This window comes from Acidovorax sp. NN32 (assembly GCF_057597245.1).
This window is the reverse complement of record NZ_CP199679.1, coordinates 1,964,650-1,987,547: the sequence shown is the minus strand read 5'-3', so window position 1 is coordinate 1,987,547 and position 22,898 is coordinate 1,964,650. Positions and strand designations below refer to the sequence as shown.

At 65.9% G+C, this 22,898-nt stretch carries 23 protein-coding genes; 10 read left to right on the top strand and 13 right to left on the bottom strand.

Translation table 11 applies throughout. The annotated features are described in order from the left end of the window. Positions 1–39: 39 nt before the first annotated feature. A complete protein-coding gene (locus ACT89O_RS09175) occupies positions 40–1,437 on the top strand; it encodes a sensor histidine kinase N-terminal domain-containing protein (RefSeq protein ID WP_487262413.1) in 1,398 nt (465 codons plus the stop codon). A 47-nt stretch (positions 1,438–1,484) separates the two neighbouring features. Then, entirely contained in the window at positions 1,485–2,522 is a 1,038-nt protein-coding gene (locus ACT89O_RS09170; RefSeq protein ID WP_228894540.1) for a tripartite tricarboxylate transporter substrate-binding protein, read from the top strand. Between the two features lie 50 nt (positions 2,523–2,572). Here ACT89O_RS09170 and ACT89O_RS09165 read toward each other — a convergent pair whose 3' ends face one another. The 3 genes from ACT89O_RS09165 to ACT89O_RS09155 all read right to left on the bottom strand — a co-directional run bounded on the left by ACT89O_RS09165 (position 2,573) and on the right by ACT89O_RS09155 (position 4,491). Beyond that, on the bottom strand, positions 2,573–2,785 hold the full coding sequence (locus ACT89O_RS09165) for a DUF2788 domain-containing protein (RefSeq protein ID WP_015014900.1): 213 nt from the start codon (positions 2,783–2,785) through the stop codon (positions 2,573–2,575). Continuing rightward, positions 2,782–3,636, bottom strand: a complete 855-nt coding sequence (locus tag ACT89O_RS09160; protein ID WP_121419589.1) for a DUF2189 domain-containing protein — start codon at positions 3,634–3,636, stop codon at positions 2,782–2,784. Before ACT89O_RS09160 ends, ACT89O_RS09165 begins: the two co-directional genes overlap by 4 nt. Positions 3,637–3,747: 111 nt before the next feature. Beyond that, positions 3,748–4,491 (bottom strand): HAD-IA family hydrolase, encoded by a 744-nt coding sequence (locus ACT89O_RS09155; protein WP_487262412.1) that lies wholly within the window; start codon positions 4,489–4,491, stop codon positions 3,748–3,750. Between the two features lie 59 nt (positions 4,492–4,550). Here ACT89O_RS09155 and hemH point away from each other — a divergent pair, with 59 nt between their 5' ends. From hemH to ACT89O_RS09135, 4 genes are all read left to right on the top strand, one after another. After that, positions 4,551–5,666 carry a ferrochelatase gene (gene hemH / locus ACT89O_RS09150; RefSeq protein WP_487262411.1) on the top strand — a complete coding sequence of 372 codons (1,116 nt, stop codon included), beginning with the start codon at positions 4,551–4,553 and terminating at the stop codon, positions 5,664–5,666. Between the two features lie 125 nt (positions 5,667–5,791). Then, complete coding sequence (locus ACT89O_RS09145; protein ID WP_487262410.1) at positions 5,792–8,284, top strand: Lon protease family protein; 2,493 nt, start codon at positions 5,792–5,794, stop codon at positions 8,282–8,284. A 768-nt stretch (positions 8,285–9,052) separates the two neighbouring features. After that, positions 9,053–9,412: a hypothetical protein gene (locus tag ACT89O_RS09140; protein ID WP_487262409.1), complete on the top strand. Its 360-nt coding sequence runs from the start codon at positions 9,053–9,055 to the stop codon at positions 9,410–9,412. An 87-nt stretch (positions 9,413–9,499) separates the two neighbouring features. After that, the gene (locus tag ACT89O_RS09135) at positions 9,500–9,769 is read left to right on the top strand and encodes an immunity protein TriTu family protein (protein WP_487262408.1); all 270 of its coding nucleotides are present in this window, start codon (positions 9,500–9,502) and stop codon (positions 9,767–9,769) included. A 160-nt stretch (positions 9,770–9,929) separates the two neighbouring features. Here ACT89O_RS09135 and ACT89O_RS09130 read toward each other — a convergent pair whose 3' ends face one another. The 3 genes from ACT89O_RS09130 to ACT89O_RS09120 form a co-directional block, all read right to left on the bottom strand. After that, complete coding sequence (locus ACT89O_RS09130) at positions 9,930–11,540, bottom strand: AAA family ATPase (RefSeq protein ID WP_487262407.1); 1,611 nt, start codon at positions 11,538–11,540, stop codon at positions 9,930–9,932. Positions 11,541–11,738: 198 nt separating this feature from the next. Next, positions 11,739–11,969, bottom strand: coding sequence for a hypothetical protein (locus tag ACT89O_RS09125; RefSeq protein ID WP_487262406.1), 231 nt, complete (start codon positions 11,967–11,969; stop codon positions 11,739–11,741). A gap of 203 nt (positions 11,970–12,172) precedes the next feature. After that, positions 12,173–12,511, bottom strand: a complete 339-nt coding sequence (locus tag ACT89O_RS09120; RefSeq protein WP_487262835.1) for an alpha/beta fold hydrolase domain-containing protein — start codon at positions 12,509–12,511, stop codon at positions 12,173–12,175. A 200-nt stretch (positions 12,512–12,711) separates the two neighbouring features. Here ACT89O_RS09120 and ACT89O_RS09115 point away from each other — a divergent pair, with 200 nt between their 5' ends. Next, positions 12,712–14,406, top strand: a complete 1,695-nt coding sequence (locus ACT89O_RS09115) for a hypothetical protein (protein WP_487262405.1) — start codon at positions 12,712–12,714, stop codon at positions 14,404–14,406. A gap of 47 nt (positions 14,407–14,453) precedes the next feature. On the opposite strand, the gene ACT89O_RS09110 is transcribed toward ACT89O_RS09115, so the two are convergent. Beyond that, positions 14,454–15,335 (bottom strand): lysophospholipase, encoded by an 882-nt coding sequence (locus tag ACT89O_RS09110; protein ID WP_487262404.1) that lies wholly within the window; start codon positions 15,333–15,335, stop codon positions 14,454–14,456. A 139-nt stretch (positions 15,336–15,474) separates the two neighbouring features. Here ACT89O_RS09110 and ACT89O_RS09105 point away from each other — a divergent pair, with 139 nt between their 5' ends. Beyond that, a complete protein-coding gene (locus ACT89O_RS09105; protein ID WP_487262403.1) occupies positions 15,475–15,897 on the top strand; it encodes a DUF1810 domain-containing protein in 423 nt (140 codons plus the stop codon). 78 nt (positions 15,898–15,975) lie between these two features. Here the strand turns inward: ACT89O_RS09105 and ACT89O_RS09100 are convergent, their stop codons facing one another. Further along, positions 15,976–16,956 (bottom strand): helix-turn-helix transcriptional regulator, encoded by a 981-nt coding sequence (locus ACT89O_RS09100; protein WP_487262402.1) that lies wholly within the window; start codon positions 16,954–16,956, stop codon positions 15,976–15,978. 143 nt (positions 16,957–17,099) lie between these two features. Here ACT89O_RS09100 and ACT89O_RS09095 point away from each other — a divergent pair, with 143 nt between their 5' ends. Next, the gene (locus ACT89O_RS09095) at positions 17,100–17,489 is read left to right on the top strand and encodes a nuclear transport factor 2 family protein (protein ID WP_487262401.1); all 390 of its coding nucleotides are present in this window, start codon (positions 17,100–17,102) and stop codon (positions 17,487–17,489) included. Between the two features lie 131 nt (positions 17,490–17,620). Here ACT89O_RS09095 and ACT89O_RS09090 read toward each other — a convergent pair whose 3' ends face one another. The 5 genes from ACT89O_RS09090 to ACT89O_RS09070 form a co-directional block, all read right to left on the bottom strand. After that, positions 17,621–18,505 (bottom strand): alpha/beta fold hydrolase, encoded by an 885-nt coding sequence (locus ACT89O_RS09090; protein WP_487262400.1) that lies wholly within the window; start codon positions 18,503–18,505, stop codon positions 17,621–17,623. Positions 18,506–18,599: 94 nt separating this feature from the next. Further along, complete coding sequence (locus ACT89O_RS09085) at positions 18,600–20,120, bottom strand: carotenoid oxygenase family protein (RefSeq protein WP_487262834.1); 1,521 nt, start codon at positions 20,118–20,120, stop codon at positions 18,600–18,602. Positions 20,121–20,145: 25 nt separating this feature from the next. Continuing rightward, positions 20,146–20,562, bottom strand: a complete 417-nt coding sequence (locus tag ACT89O_RS09080; protein ID WP_121508758.1) for a DUF2141 domain-containing protein — start codon at positions 20,560–20,562, stop codon at positions 20,146–20,148. Positions 20,563–20,606: 44 nt separating this feature from the next. Beyond that, on the bottom strand, positions 20,607–21,056 hold the full coding sequence (locus tag ACT89O_RS09075; RefSeq protein WP_228894509.1) for a hypothetical protein: 450 nt from the start codon (positions 21,054–21,056) through the stop codon (positions 20,607–20,609). Positions 21,057–21,173: 117 nt separating this feature from the next. After that, the gene (locus ACT89O_RS09070; RefSeq protein ID WP_487262399.1) at positions 21,174–21,869 is read right to left on the bottom strand and encodes a class I SAM-dependent methyltransferase; all 696 of its coding nucleotides are present in this window, start codon (positions 21,867–21,869) and stop codon (positions 21,174–21,176) included. Between the two features lie 126 nt (positions 21,870–21,995). Between ACT89O_RS09070 and ACT89O_RS09065 the strand changes: the two genes are divergently transcribed. After that, entirely contained in the window at positions 21,996–22,877 is an 882-nt protein-coding gene (locus tag ACT89O_RS09065; protein ID WP_436130860.1) for a LysR family transcriptional regulator, read from the top strand. Positions 22,878–22,898: the final 21 nt, after the last annotated feature.

Here is a 22,898-nt window from a genome sequence, read left to right as displayed (position 1 = left end):
CAGGACCGCTCCCTGTTCTTTGCGGCGGAGTCCGCTGCCATGTCTTTGATACAACGCCTGCGCCGCGCCAGCCTGTGGCGGCTGCTGGCCCTGCTGCTGCTGCCGCTGCTGGCCGTGGTGACGGGCGTGGAGCTGTGGATGACGCGACACGACGCGCTGGAGGCGGCCAACGCGGCCTACGACCGCTCGCTGCTCGGGGCGCTCAAATCCATTGACGCCAATATCTCCACGGCGTCGGGCGGCCTGTCGGCCGAGCTGCCGTACAGCATGCTCGAATTTTTTGAACTCACGGCCAGCGGCAATGTGTACTTCCGCGTGGCGTCGTCCGACGGGCTGGTGGAGCTGGGCAACGCCGACCTGCCCCTGCCGCCCGGCCCACTCACGCCCGGCGTGCCACTTTTTTATGACGCCACCTACTTCGGCGAATCCGTGCGGCTGGCCGCCTACCGCCGGGCGGTAGACGGCGCCGCGCCCGGAGCCGATGCCAGCAGCGTGCTGGTGCAGGTGGCAGAAAGCACCCGCTCGCGGCAGGAGTTCACGCGCCGCTTTGTGCGCCGGGCAGCGCTGCGCGACACGCTGGTGCTGGCGCTCATGGTGCTGGGCACAGCCGCCACGCTGGCCGTGGCGCTGCGGCCGCTGGCGCGCCTGGCGCGCGAGGTGCAGGCGCGCAGCCCCGACGACATGACCCCCATGGCCGACACCGACCTGCCCGCCGACATCCGCCCCCTGGTGGCCGCCGCCAACCAGCAGATGGCGCGCACGCAAGACCTGGTGGCCCAGCAGCGGCAGTTTCTGGACGATGCCTCGCACCAGCTGCGCACCCACCTCACCACGCTGCAGATGCAGATCGACTACGCCCGGCGCGAGGCCGACGCCACCCAGGTGCAGCACACCCTGGAAGCCATCGGCGGCGAAGTCGCGCGCGCCACGCGCAGCACCCAACAGCTGCTGGCCCTGGGCCGCAGCGACACGGCCGCAGTGGAGCTGGCCCCATTCGACCTGGCCGCGCTGCTGCGCGCCGTGGCGCTGGAGCTGCTGCCCCGCGCCCGCGCTCGGCAGATCGACTTTGGCATCCACACCCCCACGCCCGAGTTCATGGCCGTGGGCGACAGCGGCTTGCTGCGCGAGGCGCTTGCCAACCTGGCGGCCAACGCGATTGCCTACACACCTGAACACGGCACGGTCACCGTGTCAGCCGCAGGCGATGACCTCGGCTGGAGCCTTAGCGTGGAAGACAACGGCCCCGGCCTGCCCGCCAGCGAACGCGATGCACTTGGCCAGCGCTACCGGCGTGGCTCGCAGGCGGCGGCAGGCGGCTCAGGCCTGGGGCTGGCAATCGCGCGCTCCATCGCCGAGCGGCATCGGGGCGGCCTGCGGCTCGAAGAACGCGCGGGTGGGCCCGGCCTGCTGGCCATCCTGTGGTGGCCCCGGGGCTGAAAACCCCCATCCCGCAGCACCCCAGATTCCGCCAGAATTCGCCCCGCATGCCGTCCGCACCACACCCTCTCCCCACCCTGCCCCGCCGCCGCGCCCTGCAGTGGCTGGCAGCACTGGCGGGCACCGCAGGCGCTGCGCACACGCCAGCTGCGTGGGCGGCCGACGCATCGCTGGAGCCCGCCGAATGCATCGCCCCCTCCCGCCCCGGCGGCGGGTTCGACCTGACCTGCGGCCTGGCCACGCAGGCCGTGCAAGCCGTGCGCCCCGCACGCCCACCGCTGCACACACGCTATCTACCCGGGGGCATCGGTGCCATGGCGTTTGACCAGATCGCTACCGGGCGGCTGGGCGGGCCGGGCACGCTGGTGGCGTTCTCCAGCGGCTCGCTGCTCAACATCGCACAGGGCCGCTTTGGCCCGCACCCGGTGAGCGCCGTGCGCTGGATCGCCACCCTGGGCACCGACTACGGCGTGGTGGCCGTGCACCGCGATTCGCCCCACCAGCGCCTGCAAGACGTGGTGACCGCGCTGCGCAAGGACCCGGCCCGCGTGGTGTTTGGCGCCGGTGGCACCCTGGGCAGCCAAGACTGGATGAAGGCCGCGCTGCTGACCCGTGCCGCCGGGCAGGACCCCAAGCGCATGCGGTTTGTCTCGTTTGAAGGCGGCGGCGAGGCACTCAAGGCCCTGCGCGGCGGCCATATCGGCGTCTTCACCGGCGATGCCGCTGAAGCTCGGCAGGCCCTGGAAAAAGGCGCGCCCCTGCGCTTTCTGGCCGTGCTGGCCCAGGCCCGCCTGCCCGGCGCCCTGGCCGACCTGCCCACGGCGCGCGAGCAGGGCGTGGACCTGGTCTGGCCCACGGTGCGCGGCCTGTACATGGCCGCCAGCGCCCCCGATGCCGCCGTGCGCGCCTGGGTGGCCGCGTTTGCCGATGCGCTGGCCGCCCCCGGTTATGCCGCGCTGTGCAGCCAGTACGGCCTGTACCCGTTTGCGCGCACCGGCGCGGCGCTGGAGGAGTTCGTGCAACGCAGTCTGGCCGACTACCGCCAGCTGGCGCAGGAGCTGGGCCTGCGGTCCTGGCCGCGCTGAGGCGGCTGCTGCCGTTCGAGCGGAACGGTTTCAGCGAACCTCTGGCCCGCTCACTTCTCCAGCCACCACTGAATCACCACCTTGGCCAGGAACCCCAGAAACCCCACACCCAGGCCCAGAAACAGCACAAAGGTGCCAAACCGCCCTGCCTTCGATTCCCACGCCAGCTGCCCGATGATGAACAGCATGTAGGCGATGAACGCCCCCACGCCGTAGGTGAGGAAGAAGCCCGAGATCTGCGCCTCGGTGAAGCCAAAAATCACGATGCCCCTCCAGGCGTTCGGGCGGGTGCAGCGGGTGCAGCCAGGTCGCGCTCGGGCAGGCTGGAGGCATCCACCAGGTCGCGGTAAGCGTGCCAGCTGGCGTGGCCCAGCATGGGCATCACGGCGATCAGGCCCAGCAGCAGCGAGCCCAGGCCCAGCAAGGTAAAGCCCAGGATGATCGCCGCCCAGAACGCCATGGGCAGCGGGTTGACCACCACGGCCTGCCAGCTGGTCAGCACGGCCTGCAATAGCGTGGCGCGGCGGTCCAGCAGCAGCGGCATGGCCACCACGCTGGACGCAAAAATCGGCGCGGCCATCAAGCTGCCCAGGGCCAGCCAGATTTCAAACAACCAGCCGTCGCGGGCCATGACCACGTGGCGCAGAAAGTCGAGCGGGGTCTCGATCGGCACCGGTGCCAGCAGCGTGATGAGCGCCGCCGAGGTCATCACCCAACCCGAGGCGGCCAGCGCCAGCAAGGCGCCAAACTGCACCATGCACCAGTAGTCGTTGCCCCATTTGTTCACGTGGCTGTTCTGCCAGTTGAACCAGGTCTTGAGCACCACGCCCAGGTTGGCGCTTTCGCGGCGCTCCAGCGCGCGGCTCAGCGCATACAGGCTGGTGGCCAGCACCGGCGCCACCACCAGAAAGCCCGACAGCGCCCCCGCCAGCAGCCAGAAGCGGTGGTGCCCCACCGCAAAGATCGCGGCCCCGAACAGCGTGAGCGCCAGCCCATGCGCAAAGCTGATCCAGCCCGCCCGCGCCATGTCGCGCCAGGCCAGCACCAGCCAGGCCATGGGTTGCATGAGGCCGATGGTGCGGATGGTGGGCAACGGGGGGGGAGTACGGGGCATGGTGGGAAGGGTCGCCGAGCGACGATGGAGTGTGACCTTATCGGGCAACGGCTTCAACCACCGCACGCCCAAACCTTGACCTGAGGCAAGAAACTGGGCCAGCGCAGCCGGTCAGGCGAGCAGCCTGCACAGCGCAGTGAGGCTGTCCACCGTGGCATGGGGCGGTGTGTCGTCGTGCGGCCAGGGGTGGTTGGCGCTGTTGATCCACACGGCCTGCATGCCCGCGTTCAGCGCGCCCTGCGCATCCAGCGTGGCATCGTCGCCCACGTGCAGCACCTCGTGGGGCAGCACATCGACGGCCGTGGCGGCAGCGTGAAAAATGCGCGCATCGGGCTTGGCCACGCCAAACTCCGATGCGCTGATGCTGTGGCGAAAGTAGTGGCCGATGCCGATGCGGTGCACGTCGGCATTGCCGTTGGATACCGCCACCACCGGGTAGCGCGCCGACAAGAAGGCCAGCGTGTCGTGTGCGTCGTCAAACAGCTCCACGCGCATGCGCTCGGCAAAAAACAGGTCAAACGCCGGTTCGGCCAGCGCGGGCTCGTCGCCCGCCTGGGTCAGCGCCAGGCGGATGGACTCGCGCCGCAGCGCGCTCAGGTCGTGCAGCAGGTCGGGCCGCAGCGCCACCATCTGGTTGCGGATGGCGCGCAGCGATTCGGTGCTGGAGAACAAGGTTGCCGTGGCGGGCGCGTGGCGCGTGAGCCAGTCCAGCAGCACGCGTTCAGCCCGCGTGATGGTGGGCCAGATGGGCCAGAGCGTGTCATCCAGGTCGATGGAGATGGCGCGGATGCGGGAGGTGTCCAGCTGCAGCGCGGTGGGCTGGGCGGCGGGCAGTTCAGCGGGGGAATCGGGCATGGTCTGCAGAGAATACTCCACGGTCACCGAAGGGCCGGTCCGTTTGCCACAATCGGGGCATGCGCTCACCCTTCCACACCGAACCCCCTTACACCCACGGCCAGGCCGAACGCACTGGAGTGCTGCTGTGCAACCTCGGCACGCCCGACGAACCCACGGCCCCCGCCGTGCGCCGCTATCTGGCGCAGTTCCTGGGTGACCACCGCGTGGTGGAGATCCCCAAACTCGTGTGGCTACCCATCCTGCACGGCATCATCCTGCGCACGCGCCCGGCCAAATCGGCCGCCAAATATGCCAGCATCTGGACGCCCGAGGGCTCGCCCCTGGCCCACTGGACGGCCAAGCAGGCCACGCTGCTGCGCGGCTGGCTGGGCGAAGCGGGGCACGCGGTGCTGGTGCGCCATGCCATGCGCTATGGCAACCCGTCCATCGCCAGCCAGCTCGATGCGCTCAAGGCCGAAGGCGCCACGCGCATCCTCATCCTGCCGCTGTACCCGCAGTATTCGGCCACCACCACCGCCAGCGTGTTCGACGCCGTCTACGCCTGGGCTGCCGCCACCCGCAACGTGCCCGAGCTGCGGTTTGTGAACCGGTACCACGACGCCCCCGGCTACATCGACGCGCTGGCCCGCACCATCGAATCGCACTGGAAGACCCACGGCCAGCCCGACCAGCTGGTGATGAGCTTTCACGGCGTGCCCGAACGTACGCTGCACCTGGGCGACCCCTACCACTGCGAATCGCGCAAGACGGGCCGCCTGCTGGCCGAGCGCCTGGGCCTGCGCGAAGACCGCTACCGCATCACCTTCCAGTCGCGCTTTGGCAAGGCCAAATGGCTGGAACCCTACACCCAGCCCACCATCGAAGCGCTGGGCAAAGCCGGCACGCGGCGCGTGGACGTGGTGTGCCCGGGCTTCACCAGCGACTGCCTGGAAACGCTGGAAGAAATCAACATGGAAGTGCGCGAGGCCTTTTTGCACGCGGGCGGGCAGGAGTTTCACTACATCCCCTGCCTGAACGACAACAGCCACTGGATCACGGCGCTGAGCCGCGTGGCGCAACAGCACCTGGCGGGCTGGCCCACCGAGGTGCCCACCGCTGCGGCGCTGGCCGATGCGCGCAGCCATGCGCTGGCCGGTGGGGCACCCAAAGGCGTGTGCCCCGTGGCGCACTGACTGCTGGTTACTACTATTTTTATAGCTGCTTGCGCTTATCCATCAAGCGCTAGCAGCCAATTTGACTCATATTTTGAGATGGCAGACACACTGTGGTGACCTGCCCTCCCCCAACACCTGTACTGATGCCCGCTTCTGCCCTCGCCCCCCACCAGCTGCGGCTGACCATTGACCCCGCCACGCTGGGCTTTGCCAGCACGGCCGAGCTGCAAGACCTGCCCCTGCCCTGGATCGGCCAGGAGCGCGCGCAGGCCGCCGCGCAGTTTGGCCTGGGGCTGCACCAGCCCGACTACCACCTGTTCGTGCTGGGCGAAGTGGGCAGCGGGCGCGCATCACTGATGCGCCAGGCCATGCAGGCTGCTGCGGCAGAACGCGCCGTGCCGCCCGACCTGTGCTACCTGCACAACTTCGACACGCCCGACCGCCCCCGCGCCCTGCGCCTGCCAGCGGGCCAGGGCCGCCAACTGCGCCAGGGCCTGGCCGACATGGCCAAGAACCTGCAGGCCGACATCCCCAAGCGCCTGGCCGCCGCCGACTTCAAGGCCGAGGCGGAGCGCATCGAGAAAGCCTGGCAGGCGCAAGAAGGCGAGGCCTTTGCCGTGCTCGACGCGTTTGCCGAGGCGCGCCAATTTCGCCTGAACCGCGAGGGCGGGCAAATGGTGTTCACCCTCACAGGCCCCAAAGGCCAGGCGCTGACCGAAGCCGAAGCCCGCGCCCTGCCGCGCGAGCGCCGCGCAGAGATCGACGCCGCCGAACACGCACTGCGCACCGAGATCGCCCGCTTTCTGGAAGCCGTCCGCCCGCTGGAGCGCGCCCGCGACGAAGCCCTGGCCGCGCTGCGCCGCCAGACCATCAAGCCCCTGGTGGACCACGCTCTGCACGACATCCGCCAAGGCCTGCGCAAACAGATCAAGGACACCGTCAAGCTCGCCCACTGGCTCGACCAGGTGGAGCACGCGGTGCTGGACGACATCGACCTGTTCGAGCCCCTGGACACCGAACGAGGTGGCGACCAGGGCGCCGATGCCGAAGACGACCGCAAGGACGCGCTCGACGACCTGCTGGCCCGCTGCCAGGTGAACCTGGTGGTGGACAACCACGGCCGCACCGCCGCCCCCGTGGTGGTGGAAGACAACCCCACCCAGCGCACACTGTTCGGCAGCATCGAGCATGGCTCCGAGGCCGACACCGTGCAGGCCGACCACACCAGCATCCACGCGGGCAGCCTGCTCAAGGCGCACGGCGGCTTCATCCTGCTGCACCTGCACGACCTGGCTGCCGAAGAGGGCCTGTGGCAACGCCTGCGCCGCTTCTTGCGCTGCGGCCGCCTGCAGATCGAAGAAGGAGGCGGCGGCCCCGGCCATGCCCCCGGCGGTGCCGTGGCACTGCAGCCCGAGCCCGTGGATGTGGATGTGAAGATCGTGCTGATCGGATCGGTGGACGAGTACTACGCCCTGCAAGACGCCGACCCCGACGCCGCGCGCCGCTTTCGCGTGAAGGTCGATTTTTCCGACCACTTTGCCGCCACGCCCGCCACCCACCACGCCACCGCCATCCTGGTGGCCCAAGTCTGCAAAAAGCGCGGCCTGCCCCACTTCGGCGCCGACGCCGTGGCCCTGCTGCTGGAACAAACCCACCGCGAGGCCGACGACCAGCACCGCCAGAGCGCCCGCTTTGCCCACACCGAAGCGCTGGCCATTGAAAGCGCCGCCCTGTGCAAGGCGCGCGGCGGCACGCTGGTGCAGGCCGCCGACGTGTTGGCCGCCCTGGCCGCCCGCACCCAGCGCCACAACCAGCCTGAAGAAGAACTGCACGACTCCATCACCGAGGGCGAGCGCCTGATCTCGCTGGCAGGCTCCATCACCGGCCAGATCAACGCCATGACGCAGATCGACCTGGGCGACTACCGCTTCGGCTTCCCCGTGCGCATCACCGCGCGCACCTTTGCCGGGCAAGAGGGCCTGCTCAACATCGAGCGCGAGGTCGATATGTCCGGCCCCATCCACGACAAAGGCGTGCTCATCCTGCACAGCTACCTCACCGCGCTGTTCAGCCACGTCGCGCCGCTGGCGCTCAACGCGTCCATCGTGTTCGAGCAGGAATACAGCGGCGTGGAGGGCGACTCGGCCTCGTGCGCCGAGCTGTATGCGCTGCTGTCCAGCCTGTCAGGCCTGCCTCTGCGCCAGGGCATTGCCGTGACAGGCGCATTGAACCAGCACGGCGAGGTGCTGCCCGTGGGCGGTATCAACGAAAAGATCGAAGGCTGGTTCCGCGCCTGCAGCACCGCAGGGCTCGATGGCACGCAGGGCGTACTGATCCCCGCACGCAACCAGCGCCACCTGATGCTGGACCGTAGCGTGCTGGACGCGGTGGAGCGCGGGCTGTTCCATGTCTACACCATGGGACATGTGAGCGAGGGGATTGCGCTGCTGACGGGCGAGGCGTCGGGGATGAGTCCGGCGGAGTTGCTGCAGGCCCAGGCCGACGAGCTGGCCCACCGTGCTGCGGCCGTGGAAGACACGGTGATGCAGCGGGCGGAGTTGACCTTGCGGGCGTACCGGCGGGCTTGTCAGATTGCGGGGGCTGCGCGGAGGGGGCGAGCGGTGCGGGGTCGGTAGATATAGCTCGGTGGCCGACGAAATTGAATGCTCGGGGTTCTAGCTGCTTAGCAGTGGTTGCCATCATCCGACGATTGCCATCGAACACGTACTATCGGCCAATAGCGGACATCGCATTGGTCCCGCTTGATTCAAAAGCTATGTATCAGCGTCTGTTATGTCAAAACGTTTGCGCTTGGTAGTCGCAGTCTTAACTCTCACTCTCGTTTTCGGCGGCTCCATTGCCTTTGAGCAAATGCTCGCTGACAAAACGGTTGAAGGGAGCGAAACGCATATTCATTTGGCGGAGCACAAGATGCGAACGTGTGGCGTAGAGACGCTTCGCTCTAGTGGGAAAGCGGTCGCGATTACTGATGATGGGATGGGTGGACTTATCGTTTCATTCTCGGGAACGACGCACATGACGCTGCACGTTGTGGCGATATCTGAGGACAGGATAGGAATTCGCTCATCTTGGCCAGCTTCGCAGGCCTCCCCGGATCTTCGCAATTCGTACGAAAACCTTAGCAGCCAAGTTGCTGAACTCCTTCTTCAATGCAGCCACAAGTGAGCCTGTTGCCGATGTGATATCTGCCCAGACTGACTTGCCATCTACAGCTATATACGTAGGTGATGCCGTGGCCGCAGCTGCGTAGACTTGCCCATTTTGAAAGGCCGTAGGACCGTTTGGGAGAAAGCCCTGCGACCGCTTTGGGCCCGCTAGCGTCCCTCGCCGTGAGGCAGAATTCGGCCAGAAGCGGACGTTGCGCAAATTCAAACTCGACTCACATGGCAACCAAAGAGCACCTATTTGATGATGTTTCCATGGCCCTCGACGGCTGGGTGTCCGACATGACGGATTCCCTGACGAACACAGAGGCGCCGCTCGAATGGGTAGACGATGTTGGACCATATCGCGTGATTTCGGAGGCTCTCACCGCTGCTGGCGTCGCTCCTCAAGCCGTACGCGCGGTCCTAAGCGAGGGGTTGCGTGGCTTTGCTCATACCATTTTTGTCGCGCTCGACGGAGGTACACGCCTTGCTGAGCATGGTCGTCTTTACGTCGTTGACGGGGACGGCAAGAGCATTGGAGAGGGACTGCACGAGAGCTTCGTAGATCATCTCCTAGACTCAGGGCGCCTCGCATGAGGAATGCGCAGCACTTCCCGGATGGTCCCCAGCGCTCCAACGGCATCGGGTTAAATCCGGCCAGACGTCGACATTGGAGACGGTGAAGTGTTGCAGCAATTTCTTGTTTGGGCGAAATCAATCCCGAACGCACATGTCACGACAGCCGCACCTTCAGACAATCTTTCAGCCCGCATTGATGTGGACTCACCCAGCGCTAGTGGTCGCGTTACATGCTGGGAGACTGGTGACTATCACGCTGAAGTCTTAGATGCCGAATCCGGCCGCCCAATCTATTTGCACAACGGAACACTGAACTCCGCCAATCAGATGCAAGTGCAACTTCTTCCGTTCATGCAGGCAATGGGACTTTATTGAACGTCGGCTCAGGGCCCGAAGCGGCCAATCGTTGAGGCGCGCAACCTGCCAAAACCGGACGTTGAACGTGTCGAGCCTTTAGGTGCGCGCCGGATGAGAATCCCCGGCAGACAAGTCCAGCACCGCAATGCGAACATAGAACTGAGGGTTCGCAATGCCTTCAAACAGTGCGAGGCAACATGCGAGGCGTCAAGTAAGCGACCAAAGCATCTCGGAGTTCGCAAAGAGATCCCTCTTTAGCGGCCTCAGCATCAGATAGTTCCAGCGCGCTAATGAGTACCTCGACCATCTTTTCCGGCAAATAGCCCATGTGTTGAGCAGCCGCCTTGTAATACGACTTCGCGGGGAAGTCACGGATAAAGTCCTCGGCAGGGCCATTTCTCGACGCTTGCAACCGCACGTCCTCCTGATCGAAGACGGACTGCATGTAGGAGGTCCATCCACCGACAGGCGCCGCCGATACGAACGCTTGCTTCACCTGTGACAGATCCGGATTCGTTCTAATCGGGTTGAGCAACGACCGCTGTTCGATCTCAACGCGAAGCTTGGCGCGCTGCAGAATCTCCTTGTTCAATATTGGGCCAGCAAACCTGCCCCTTGCCTCCGTCATGAACGAATGAAACGCGGCTTGCGGGTCAGCAACACCGTTCTTCTTGGCCAGTGCCACAAATACAGGCTCGCTGCAGAAAATTCCTTCGATCTCGCTAAATGTGTGCGGATGCACATTCGGATCAGAATTCAGGTAGGAGTCGGGCCAAGCATCACGATCTACATATCCAACTGCTGTCAACCCGCCTGTAATTTGGCCGGCACGAAAAACTGCTACACATTCGCGCACGGCGTTACATCCTCCAGCGGGGACAACTGCGGTGTTTGGACATTTGTGCCAAGCACGAAGGATGGGAAGATCGAGACTTCCAGGTCTGCCTTCGCAAAACACAAGGCGCGACGCGCTGATCGAGAACGACGCTGCGCCAAGAACCTCGGTGATCACGTCGCTTGGAATCGCGTTAGTCTCAGGCAAGAGTTCCGCCCGATTGTCCGGTCGAGCAATCGCGAAACGCGCGTCATGCCGTGACAATGCAAATGGAATGTCGTGAGTGATGTAGACGAAGCGGACATTTGGCGCTTCTCTCTCCAGATCGTCCCACAGGTTCTTAGCAAGGACCGGATGAAAGAATGTCTCTGGCTCGTCAACCAGCATGATCGGCGTGTTGCAGCTCACTACCCTTGCAGCCAGATAGAGGGCTGTACGCTCCCCCTCGCTCATTTGAGCAATCGAATAGCGTGCCTCCTGACCGTCGCTCATGGTTCTGACAACCATTGGTGCATAGTCCAGATTGATTGCGCGACCGGGAAAGTGTCGATTCCAGATTTTTACGATGCGGATGAGTCGGGTATTCGACAGACTGACATCCTTTTGGCTACCCGGGTGCATCAGGTCGGCTGCCCGGTAGGCGACGGCTTGCTCTCGATCATCAGCTAGTATTTCTGAAAGCAGGTTTTGCAGTTCGTATGACTGGCGCCAGTGTGAGTTCAGTAGCTCGTTGAGTGCGTTCTTGACCTCTTGGCTGGCCTGCTGCATTGTCTGCATTGGGATGCCAGAAATCTCGACATTGCGCAGAGCAGCCACACGTTCAGCTCCGTTCCTGCGTGTGAGTTCGACACCCAGTCGAGTCTTTCCAACCCCGTTGGGCCCGATGATGACAAGCGGTCGCTTGCCTGGCACGTTGACAACCCCGTTGGATACCGGCAGTGAGATATCAGTCATTGTTGAGTGACTAAGTTGACGAATGGTTTGCGCACACACCTTTGTAGTTAAAACGAAGGTTGGAGCCCGACTTCTTCTGCCAAGATTTCTGGCAGTGCTTCGTTCCGGAGGATAGCCGAGTCAATATCCTTCGCGCGGCGTAGACGCACCTCATATCGGCCATTGGTGACGGGCAGGTTATGGCCGATAGGTGAAATGTCAGTGCCACACAATGCACCAACCGGTCTCTTGCAAGAATTTCGATACGGCCAACTCGTTCTCGACCCAAGAGTCGAAAGCGCCGTTGACGTTAGGGCCGGTTGAGCCTTCCCACCACTCAAGTATCGGGAAACCACCGGAGTTCGCACTGTCGTCATCAATCCGAACCATGTGGCCGGGCTTGGTACTGTTCTGAATCGCTCCAATAGCGCCGCAAGAAAATTCCTTCATAGTGAATGTCCGCTTCTGGCCGAAAGCAGGCATGACCAGATCGCCGCCACGGCGTCGAGCATCGACTACGCAAAGTCAACGCGCTCGCAGCCACGCCACAACATCCCCCGTCACCTCAACCCGATTGGACTCATTCAAGATCTCATGCGCGCCGCAGGGTACAGCTTGACCATCACATCGGTCACACCGGCATCCCGATACCGCTACCCCAGTTGCTGAATCAATACCCCGCCTGCGGCCACCGGGTCCGCGTCGCCGGATGCGATGAGGATGGGCAAGTCGCTGCGGATACGCGCGAGCAGCGCGGGGTCGCCCAGCCGGGGCGCGGGGGCGAAGAGTGAAGGGATCACGTCCTCCGGCACGTCCCAGCCGCACCAGGGGTCTGCCACGTAGGCGTCTACCTCTGCGGCGTCGCGCGACAGCCATTCGTAGCCGGTGCGGTGCTCAAAGCCCGCGTTGAATGCCGCGAGCCCGGCGGGCGCGTCGGCGGGGGCGGTGGCCATGCCGGCGGCGAACAGGTCGAGAGCGGTGGAGCCTGACAGTACGGCGCCGGACCAGGTGGATGCTTGGTCCAGAATCGCCGCCTGCGCTGCGAACTAGCCCATGGAGTGCCCGAACAGCAAGAGCGGGAGGCCAGCATGCTGCTACGCGACGTGAGCGTGAAGTCCCTCTCGTACGGCGAAGCTGCCAGGCCCTGATAGCGGCTAAGCTGCGTGAGCCAACCCTTTGTCTTCGCTCAGCCATGCCCTCTAGCCTTCACCTCTTCGACCCCGATCGCCATGCCCTGCCGCTGCCTGAGAGCTTTGCGGCGCTCGAGGCCATGCGCGAGTTACTGCACGCGCGTGCCGATGGTAAGAACTTGCGCTTTGTCGAGTTCGCGCTGCGGTTCGAGGATCGCTTCAAGGACGCGGGCCGCACCACGCCCTTGCAGCAGGCCAACGCCTGCCGTCGCGCGGCATGGCAGTTTGACCTGCCGAATGTGGACGAGATGCCTGCATACCGGGCGGCTGTGGAGATTGCCGGTGCACTGGGATTGGTGGCGTATGACGCGACGCTGGGCGTAGGTTTTCTGCCCGACGGCCGGGTAGTGCCGACCGAGTTCGCGCAAGCCGCCGCGCCTGTGGCGCCCGCCCAAAAGCTGCCCTGGGGGGCGCTCCCGCCAGACGCGCTGCGCGGCGAGAGCGAGGTGCGAGAAGTTTTGGCCCCTGCCCTGGCGCGCGCTATGGCAGGCAGCGGTTTTGAGCTGGAAGCTGCGCCACCCGACAAGCCCGACGCCCCCATCGTCCTCGCCCGACGGCTTGGTGCTGTGCGCCAGGTGCTGGCAGTGAATCTGATGCGCTATGAAGTGCTGAACCTGACCCTGCGTGTGTGGCATGACGCTTGCACCGCTGTGCTGGCACAAGCCTTGGGCCCCAAGCCTCACCAGGACACCGCCTTCGATCTGGACATGGCGTTCTTCGAGCCCGGGCCGGGCTCCCTGCACCGGTGGACACTCGAACGTCTGTCGCAGTTGCCTGCTGTCCTCGCGCTGGTATGTGGTCGCGTGCTGCCCCTGGCGGGCCTGTGCACTGAACTGCATGGGCTGGACCAACTGCTCAACGACGCCAGCGCCGACACAGTGCGTACTCCCTACCGCAACGCCTACACCTGGTCGGACCGCCCTGACGGCTCCGACGGCTCGCGCAGCCTGCGTGAAGAGGTCTTCCCGCATGCGCAGCGCCTCGTCATCGCCCACCTCAATGGCAACCCACTGGCAGCCAACATCGCCCGCGAGCTGGAGAACCACTGGCAGCACAGCAGCCATTGGCGCGCGCCTCAGGAACGCGAGGCCCTGGCGGCCGTGCGCGCCACGCTGGCCCACACGCAGCCACTGGTCCGCTGGAACGACATAGCTGCCTGGCGGGCCGCACTGCGCCCTATTCCTGCATCGCTGCAGTCCCACACCCCCGACCCGCGTGGGCGGCGCTGTCACCACTATGAAGTGACCGAAGCCTTGCACCAGGACCTGCGCAAAGACCCAGGCGGCTTTTGGGCCAGGTTCGCCGGCCCGGATGGTGCATCCGAACTCACGTGTGTGTGGCAAGACAAGGCCTCCACCTTGCCTGTCGCAGAACGCATCCACCCGGACGGCCTCAGATGCCATGTGGTTACTCTGCCCGGCAGGGCTGGTGAGGGCGCGATCAAAGTGGTGTGCCTTTGCTTTCCACCCATCACGGGCCTCGACGAGCATCGATTCCTGGCACTGGCTCGCCGCGGCGACATATCACGCATGTTCCGCATGGGCTACGAAAACGGACTGGACGACGACGGCCAAATGCAGCTGCGCATTGAGTACGGCGTGCGCCACGGGAACGCCGACGTTATCGCCCGCGAAACGCTGGATGCCGAGCTGAACATGCAGGCATTCCTGGAGAGGGTGGCAGAGCTGTTCGCATGAACTGGCGTGGGAGCCGCTTCAACAGACTGCTGCTACGGGAGCCGTGACTACGCAATGCGGGAACGCGCCCGCAGCCACGCCACGATATCCCCCGTCACCTCGTCCCGATTGGTCTCATTCAAGATTTCATGCCGCGCCGCCGGGTACAGCTTGACCGTCACATCGGCCACACCGGCATCCCGATACCGCTGCCCCAGTTGCTCCAATAAGACCCCGCCTGCGGCCAGCGGGTCCGCATCGCCGGATGCAATCAGGATGGGCAAGTCACTGCGGATGCGCGCGAGCAGCGCGGGATCGGCCAGCCGGGGCGCGGGTGCGAAGAGTGAGGGGATCACGTCGTCCGGCATGTCCCAGCCGCACCACGGGTCGGCCACGTAGGCATCGACCTCTGCTGCGTCGCGCGACAGCCATTCGTAGCCGGTGCGGTGCTCGAACCCCGCGTTGAAGGCCGCGAGCCCGGCGGGCGCGTCGGCCGGGGCGTTGGCCATGGCGGCGGCAAACAGGTCGAGGGCGGTGGAGCCTGACAGGATGACGCCGGACCAGGTGGAAGAGTGGTCGAGGATGGCCGCCTGCGCTGCGAACGAGCCCATGGAGTGGCCGAACAGGAAGAGCGGCAGGCCGGCGTGCTGCGCACGCAGCAGCGCGCCGAACTGGGCCACATCGGCAATGAGTCCGCTGAAACCAGCGCTGCCAAAGTCTCCCAGCCGCCCACCGGCAGTGCGCCCGTGGCCGCGATGGTCCACGGCGTGGACGATGAAGCCTGCGGCGTTCAAGGCCCGCGCAAAGCGGTCGTAGCGCTCGCCATGCTCGGCGAGCCCGTGGGAAATTTGAACGACGCCCACAGGTTGGCCCGGGGTTTGGGCCCAGGTGTAGGTGGTGACCTGGGTGCCGTCTGCGTTGGATTGGAAGGAGGTGGTGGTGGTGCTCATCGGTTCATTCTGGCATGGGGTCTGACTGCGTGTCACGCGCACGCGCCCCCTCCCCTGCACTGCCATCACCATTCAATTCTTGCCCTGCCAAGGGTTCGCAGTCACCATCCACTGCAACCAGCCCACCACCCACCCCAGCATGCCGCTCCCCCCAGTTCTCGACCGTTTCCTCCAAGCCCAGGAGCCCGTCTTGCCCCGTGTGATCGCTGAGCTGCGGGCGGGCAAAAAGCGCACGCATTGGATGTGGTTTGTGTTTCCGCAGATACAGGGGCTGGGGCACAGCGACATGGCCCTGCGCTATGCCATTCAATCGATGGCCGAGGCGCAGGCTTACCTGGCGCACCCGGTGCTCGCAGGCCGTTTGCGTGAGTGCTGCCAGATCCTGCTGGACCTGGAGACGTCTTCTGCGCTGGATGTGTTGGGCTCGCCAGACGACCTCAAGCTGCGCTCCAGCATGACGCTGTTTGGCGAAGCTTCTGCGCCGGGCAGCGTGTTCGAGGCGGTGCTGCAAAAGTATTTCGGCGGGGAAAAAGACCCGCGCACAGTCCAACTGCTTGGGTAGCTTGCTGCTCGCTGGCTGCGCAGCTGCGGGCGCCGTGTGTCTCGAGCAGGGCATGCCCCGGCGCAGCGGCCGGGCCGTTCAGGCTGTGGGCCGTGGGGGAATCGGGTGCGAAGCCGTTGCCTGCAGGCGCCCCACCATCCCCTGCTGATGGGCCGTCTGCCTGCAGCGAAATTCGGTCGGGGTGCACCCCGCCTCCCGCTTGAAGAACTTGGCGAAATTCGCCAGATCGCTATAGCCCAGCCCCTCGGCGACGCGCGCCACCGGCCAGGTGGTGTGGGCCAGCAGGCGCTTGGCCTCCAGAACGACGCGGGCAGAAATGAAGGCCTTGGGCGTAACCCCGGCTGCTTCCAGCGATGCGCGCACCAGGCTTTTCTCGGAGCAGCCCAGCTGCTGCGCATACCGGGGCAGCTGGTGCCAGGTGGCAAAGTGCTTCTCCACCAGCAACTCGAATGCCTTGAATCTCTGCAGCGCGCGCCCCGGAGGAACGCGCTGCGCGGACTGCTGCTCGTGCGCCATGCGCAGCCGCGTCAGCAACGCATAGAGCTGATAGCGCAACAGGGCATGGGCATGCAGCGATGCGGCGTGGGTCTGCGTGTCCTGCTGCATCTGCGCAATGGCGTGGGCGATCACCGGTGCGCTTTCGCTGCCCAGCGCCCACGCGGTGGGCAGGCCGTCCAGCCCGTCGAGAGGGGTCTGCGCCTGCGCGGCGGGTGCGGCTGCCCACAGAAATTCGGGGCGGAACAGCACCATCCAGCCATCCCAGTCCTGGGTGTCTCCAAAACTGTGGGCTTTGCCAGGCCGCAGGACCAGCACCGAGCCCGGGCCGCAGCGCACGTGCTCGAAGTCCACCAGGTGGAGGCAGGTTCCCTGCGTCACAAAGATCAGGGTCGGAAAGGCGTAGCGGTAGGTGGACGCCAGCGCCTCGCCGCCCACCCGTTGCCGCAGGTCCGATACCCGGAATATCTCCAGGTCGAGCGGGTACAGCCCCTCGGGCTGGTAGCTCAGGTGCTGGATGTCGGGGTGGCGGGCTGCGGCGGATTTGTGGTGGCGTGGGGTCATGGGTCAGCAACGGCGGGGCGCAGGAGTTTGTCCTGAAGTGACAGTAAATCGCCCGGTTTACACCGCCTATAAGGGCTTTGATTGTCCAACAATGACCTCACAGCGCCCACTGGGCGTTGCCCTAAATTCACCAAGGAATCCCCATGCACGCCATTGAAATCGCCAAGACCTACATCCAAGCCGCACAAACCGGCGACCAGGCCACCCTCGGCCGCGTCATCTCGCCCGATGTGGTCTGGCACCAGCCGGGCCACAACCAGTTCTCGGGCACGCACCGTGGCATGGCCGCCGTGGGCCAGATGCTCGGCCAGATGATGGCCGTGTCGAAAGGTACGTTTGCGATCACCCGGGCCGACCACTACATGGCCAACGGAGACTGGGTGGCAGTGAGCATCGAGTTTGCAGGCGAGCGCGACGGCCTCACGCTCCAGCAGGCGGGTGTGGATGTGCTGCACATCGTGGATGGAAGGATCGTCGAGGTCCGCCTGTTCTCCAGCAATCCGGCGCAGGAAGACGCGTTCTGGGGCCAGTGACAACCCACGGCCTGCCCTTGCCTGTGCGCCCTAGCCACCGGCTTGGGGCAGGCAACGCGGGTTTTTTGAGTCAAAAAGGTGCTTACCGCCCGTCTGTATTCATTGTTAGCTATCCAATTTATAGCAAACAATTACCCACCAGATTGCACGCCCTGTGCGCACGCACCCGGCAACCCGCCTGCCGCAGGAGCGCACCCCGGCGCAGCAGCGCGGGTCGCTTGAGAGGCACGGGCAGCCTGCATCGCATCCCGAATCGCCTGCACCACCGCCTCGGGCTTCTCCAGGGGGATGCCGTGCCCACTGTCCACCCACACCTGGGTGGAGCCTGGATAGAGGTGCGCGATGTCGGCGCGTTTTCGGTGCACATCGTCGGCCAGCGCAGGGGAAGCCCCCGGGGTGCGCAACGCGCTGAGCACAAACACGGGCATAGAGGGGTCCACCGGCAGGCTGGCAACGAGTTGCCCGGTGGCATCCAGCGCTGCCAGCTCCTGCTTGACCACGTCAGACGTGCTCAGGCGGAAGGCCACTTTGAGCCACGTGGGCCACAGGTCGGGGTTGCCCGCGCCGCGCATCTGGTCGGGGTGGGTGGAGTCCACCAGCACCAGCGCGGCCACCTCGCCGGGGTATTGGCGCGCAAACAGCTGCATGTACAAGCCGCCCAGCGAATGGCCCACCAGCACGTAGGGCGGCGGCAGCTTGCGTGCCTGGAGCAGCGCCCTCAGTTCCTCCACCACATGGGCGCCGTCGCGGGGGCCTGGCGATGCCTCGCTGTGGCCGTAGCCTGCGCGGTTGTAGGCCAGCGCGGTGGTCTCCTGCACGGTGTCGGGCCAGACCTTGGCCCACCAATCGAGGCTTGCCCCCAGCCCGTTCTCGAACACCACCACCGGTGCGCCCTGCCCGGCCAGGGCATGTTCCACCGTGCGGCCGCCCGCCGTGTCGGTGACCACGCCCGGCACGGTGGCACAGCCCGCCAGACACACGGACAACCACAAGCCCACCCACCGCCATCTTTTCATTTCGCCTTGACCATTTTGTTGAGTGAAGCCGCCCCATCTGCCGGTGCAAGCCAGGGCTTTTGCAAACCTGCCGGGGGCGCGCCAAGGCTGCACATCAGGCCGCCACAAACACGCCGTGCAGCCCCAGCGGCAGCGCATACGGCAGCGTGGCCTGCGCCACGGGGCCTTCGGCCAGCGCGTCGGCGGCAAAACACGACAGCAGGGTTTGCTTGCGGGCGTAGTCCAGCGCGGTGCCCAGCACCCAGCCGGGGCCGCGCGCGTCGGGCACCCAGACATGCTCTTCCACGATGGTGTGGGGGCCGTAGCGGTAGCGCTGCGACACGCCGCTCTCTACGTTGGTGGAGGCAATGGCGCCCCACAGCGGCAGGCCGCCCTGGGTGCCGGTGGCATGGACGACCTGGCGGTGCCGCTGCCCGACCCGCCGGGGGTCGATGCGCGGAAACTCCGCCTCCACACCCAGGCTGGCCTGCGTGGCCTGGCCGGTGTGCAGATCCAGGCGGGCCACCGTCAGCACCGGGCCTGCCGAGCCCGCCAGCCGGGCGCGCATTACCTCGCGCGTGTCGGTGAGGACGCCGGATGCGTCGGCTGCGCGCGCGTAGTCGAGGTGAATCACCGTGCCGCTGGCGGTGTGCTCCTCCCAGGCGTTGCCCAGGTGGAACAGGAAACCCGCAGGCAAGTGGAACATCTGCTGCCGCTTCCAGTCCTGCTTGTTGACCACCAGCACACGCATGCCCAGCTCGGGGCGCCATTGGTGCGCGTCCAGCACACTCGCACCGGCCAGGCGGCGCTGCGCGTCGTACACCAGCGGGGGCAGCAGGAAGACGAGGTGCCCGGCCGTGACCGCAAAGTCGTGCACCATGGGCATGTGGCTGAGCGGGAACGCATCGGCACGCCGCAGAGCCCCTGCAGGCGTGATTTCGTACAGCAGCAACAGGCCGTGGTGGGCGTCCACGCCAAAGTTCCAGATCGTTCCATCGGGCTCCACCCGAGGGTGGGCCGAGAAGGGCACGCCCGCCAGGTCTGCGCGCCAGGTCTTGAGGCCCCGGGTCTCCAGCGTGTGGGGGTCCAGGCGCGTGGCCGAGCCGCCCTCCCACAGCGCCAGCATGTCGCCCCCCACAGGCAGCATGCTGATGTTGGCGGCGTTCATGCTGTCGGGCGAGCTGGGTGGCTCGCGGCCCGGGAACACGGTGCCAAAGCCTTCGGTCAGCCTGCGGCCCGCCTGGACTTCAGCCAGCCGCTTGGCGGTGGCCACATAGCGGCCCTGGTGGTGCACCATGGTGCCGTCGATCACAAAACGGTGGGCCATCCCGTCGCCGTCAAACCAGTGCTTGTAGCGCTCTCCACCCAGGTCGTGGCCCGCCGGGCCCACGCGGTACAACGTGCCCGCCACGGCATCCGGGAAGCGCCCGCGCACCCTGGCTGCTGTCAGAGGAATGTCTGCCGCCGCAGTGGCAAACGCCGGCTTCCACGGCGCCTGGGACGCTTCGAACTGGGCGTGCCAGCTGGGGGACGACGCTTGCGCGTGCGCCGCGCGGGGCACCTGGGATGCCAGGGACGCAAGCAAGGGGCCGCCGCCAGCGGCCATGAGCCGCAGCACCAGATCACGACGATGGATGGACATGAGTACGCCTCCAGGGGGTTCAGCGCAGGCGGATGGTGATGCTGTGGTCGGCATCCAGCGGCACGGCCGCCGCGTCGAAACCGGGCGGGCCCATGCGGCCCCGGGCGTCATTGGAGAAGCCATACCGCTCTGTGGGCAGGCCCAGCAGGTTGGTGTCCAGCTTGGCGTTGCCGTTTTCGTCGGCAAACGACTTGACCACGTAGCGCCCGGCGGGCAAGCCACTGAACACCAGTTGCGCGGCACCGTCGCGCAGTTCGATCTTTTGCGAGACCACGGCCTGGTTGCTGGCAAATGCATCGGCCGAGTCAAACACGGCCAGGTAGAGCGTGGCTGGCGCAGCGGGGCCGTCGGTCACGGCAACCCGCAGGTCCGCCGCGCTGGCCGCCAGGGGCAGCCAGGCCGCAGCCATCAACAAGGTGGTGTGGATCCCCTTCATGGCGTTCTGCTTGCGGGGCTGCGTGGAAGGTGGGAGCGCAAACATCAGCACCGCCCGGCCGCTTTCAGCAAGGCGTTGCACTCGGGGCTGGCATTGCGGCCACGGGCGGCAGGCGCCGTGGCTGCTGCTGGCGCTGCGGCTGCAGGGCTGCTGCTACCGCTCTTGCTGCCCACCATGGCTGTGCAGATGGCGTCGGAATGGGGTGTTTGCCCAAAGCTCATGGCCTTCTGAAAGCCTGTGGCGCCGTACACGTAGCACCGGTAGGTGGCGCCGTCGCGGGTGTTGACGGTGTAGTTGACCCGGCCACCGGTTTCCTCCTGGCGATCGGTGATGGTGAACTGGTCGGCAGTCCGCCCGATGGCTTGCGCCGTACGCTGCTCCAGGCCCGACTGGTCGAGGGTGGAAGCGCAACCGGCGAAGAGCGCCAGGGTCAGCGCCCCCGCAGACCAGCGAACAAAGCGGGTGCGGTGCGATGAGTGGGAAGAAACAGACATGACAGGCTCCTTGGGATCAATGGGGAATGAACAAAACGGCTCGGCAAAAACCAGCAGGCAAAACAACTCCCTGCGTCCCCCAAAAGGGCCGCATGCGTTGACGTGAAAGGGGAAAAATCAGCCCGGTTTGCGGGCCACGACAAAGGCGCGGATGTCCTTGCCCCGCGTGCCATGCCGCTCGGCGCAGACGATCTGCAGGCCCTGCTGCACCATGGCCGACTGCAGCCGCTGTTCGCCAAAACACAGCACGGGCGGGGCCTTGCCAATGGCGCGCATCAGCGGCACGGCCAGGTAGGGAATCAGCGGGTTCATCTCGGCAAGGCAAGCCGTCTTGGAGATCAGCAACCCACCCGGCCGCAGCACCTGCACCACCTGCTTGAGCGCACCGTCGAGGTCGCTCGTCAGGTGCAGCACGTTGAAGGCCAGCACCGCGTCGTACGCCGCCTGCCCAAAGGCCGCGGCCTCGGCGTCGGCCACGGCAAAACTCAGCTGCGGCGAGGGCTGCGCGGCCAGCCGCTGGTGGGCAATGGCAATCATCTGGGGCGAGACATCGGTGGCCAGCAAGCTGCGGGTGAAAGGCGCCAGGCGCAGCGCCGTGCTGCCCGTGCCGCAGCCAATCTCCAGCACGTCATGCTGCGTGGACAGCAGGCCCTGCACGCGCTGCAGTGTGGCCTCATACCCCGCCAGGTCGGCAATGGGGTCGGCTGCGTACTTGGGCGCGATGCGGTCCCAGAACCGCGCTTGGGACGCCGCAGCGGAACGGACCGCAGAGGGAGAAGCGCTGGAGGCGGGAGCAATGGCGGGCAAAGACATGGACACGGTTCGGGGGAAGTGCTGACGCGGTGGAATGCAGGAATGCAACGAACAACACCCGGATGCTATCCATGCATTGAAGAGCAGGAAACTGCGGTAAATTGCAGTGAACTTATACGTTTACGCATGGATAACCTCGACTGGAATCAGCTAAAAGCCTTTCTGCAAACGGCCCAGACCGGCTCACTGTCTGCCGCCGCGCGCAAGCTGGGCCTGACCCAACCCACCCTGAGCCGGCAGGTGGCCGCCATTGAGCAGCAGATGGGGGTGACGCTGTTCGAGCGCGTGGGCAAGGCCATGGTGCTCACGCCCACGGGGCTGGACCTGTTGGAACACGCCCGCGCCATGGGCGCTGCCGCCGAGGCCCTGGGCCTGGCTGCCAGCGGACGGTCGCAAGCGGTCGGGGGCGTGGTGTCGGTGTCGGCCACAGACGCCGTGGCCGCCTACCTGCTGCCGCCCATCGTGCAGCGCCTGCGCGCACAGGAGCCTGGCATTGCCGTTGAAGTGATCTCGTCCAACGCGCTGAGCGACCTGCTGCGCCGCGAGGCCGACATTGCCATCCGCCACGTCAAGCCCGAGCAGCCCGACCTGATCGCCCGCCTGATCCGTGAGGCACAGGCCTACTTCTACGCCTCAGAGGACTGGGTCCAGGCCCACGGCCATCCACGCAACGCACAGGAGGCCGCACGCTTGCCCTTTGTGGGCTCAGACCGCAATGGCCAATACCTGGCGTACCTGCGCCTGCACGGGCTGAACCTGAGCGAGGACAACTTCAGCTGCTACTCCGACCACACCGTGGCCCACTGGGCGCTGGTGTGCCAGGGCATGGGCATCGGCGCCATGATGACCGAGATCGCGCGCAAGACGCCGGGCATGGTCCGGGTGCTGGACGACCTGCCGCCAGTGCGCTTTCCCATCTGGCTGGTGTCCCATCGCGAGCTGCGCACCTCGCGGCGGATCCGGGTGGTGTTTGAGGCGCTGGCGGCGGGGTTGCTGGATGAGAACTGAGCGCGACACCGGCCAAGGCTG

What these genes read in the sequence shown, in the direction of transcription:
- ACT89O_RS09175 (WP_487262413.1), top strand. Translation starts at nt 40, where the DNA reads ATGTCTTTGATACAACGCCTGCGCCGCGCCAGCCTGTGGCGGCTGCTG.
- ACT89O_RS09170 (WP_228894540.1), top strand. Translation starts at nt 1,485, where the DNA reads ATGCCGTCCGCACCACACCCTCTCCCCACCCTGCCCCGCCGCCGCGCC.
- ACT89O_RS09160 (WP_121419589.1), bottom strand. Translation starts at nt 3,636, where the DNA reads ATGCCCCGTACTCCCCCCCCGTTGCCCACCATCCGCACCATCGGCCTC.
- ACT89O_RS09155 (WP_487262412.1), bottom strand. Translation starts at nt 4,491, where the DNA reads ATGCCCGATTCCCCCGCTGAACTGCCCGCCGCCCAGCCCACCGCGCTG.
- hemH (WP_487262411.1), top strand. Translation starts at nt 4,551, where the DNA reads ATGCGCTCACCCTTCCACACCGAACCCCCTTACACCCACGGCCAGGCC.
- ACT89O_RS09145 (WP_487262410.1), top strand. Translation starts at nt 5,792, where the DNA reads ATGCCCGCTTCTGCCCTCGCCCCCCACCAGCTGCGGCTGACCATTGAC.
- ACT89O_RS09140 (WP_487262409.1), top strand. Translation starts at nt 9,053, where the DNA reads ATGGCAACCAAAGAGCACCTATTTGATGATGTTTCCATGGCCCTCGAC.
- ACT89O_RS09130 (WP_487262407.1), bottom strand. Translation starts at nt 11,540, where the DNA reads ATGACTGATATCTCACTGCCGGTATCCAACGGGGTTGTCAACGTGCCA.
- ACT89O_RS09125 (WP_487262406.1), bottom strand. Translation starts at nt 11,969, where the DNA reads ATGAAGGAATTTTCTTGCGGCGCTATTGGAGCGATTCAGAACAGTACC.
- ACT89O_RS09115 (WP_487262405.1), top strand. Translation starts at nt 12,712, where the DNA reads ATGCCCTCTAGCCTTCACCTCTTCGACCCCGATCGCCATGCCCTGCCG.
- ACT89O_RS09110 (WP_487262404.1), bottom strand. Translation starts at nt 15,335, where the DNA reads ATGAGCACCACCACCACCTCCTTCCAATCCAACGCAGACGGCACCCAG.
- ACT89O_RS09105 (WP_487262403.1), top strand. Translation starts at nt 15,475, where the DNA reads ATGCCGCTCCCCCCAGTTCTCGACCGTTTCCTCCAAGCCCAGGAGCCC.
- ACT89O_RS09100 (WP_487262402.1), bottom strand. Translation starts at nt 16,956, where the DNA reads ATGACCCCACGCCACCACAAATCCGCCGCAGCCCGCCACCCCGACATC.
- ACT89O_RS09095 (WP_487262401.1), top strand. Translation starts at nt 17,100, where the DNA reads ATGCACGCCATTGAAATCGCCAAGACCTACATCCAAGCCGCACAAACC.
- ACT89O_RS09090 (WP_487262400.1), bottom strand. Translation starts at nt 18,505, where the DNA reads ATGAAAAGATGGCGGTGGGTGGGCTTGTGGTTGTCCGTGTGTCTGGCG.
- ACT89O_RS09080 (WP_121508758.1), bottom strand. Translation starts at nt 20,562, where the DNA reads ATGAAGGGGATCCACACCACCTTGTTGATGGCTGCGGCCTGGCTGCCC.
- ACT89O_RS09075 (WP_228894509.1), bottom strand. Translation starts at nt 21,056, where the DNA reads ATGTCTGTTTCTTCCCACTCATCGCACCGCACCCGCTTTGTTCGCTGG.
- ACT89O_RS09070 (WP_487262399.1), bottom strand. Translation starts at nt 21,869, where the DNA reads ATGTCTTTGCCCGCCATTGCTCCCGCCTCCAGCGCTTCTCCCTCTGCG.
- ACT89O_RS09065 (WP_436130860.1), top strand. Translation starts at nt 21,996, where the DNA reads ATGGATAACCTCGACTGGAATCAGCTAAAAGCCTTTCTGCAAACGGCC.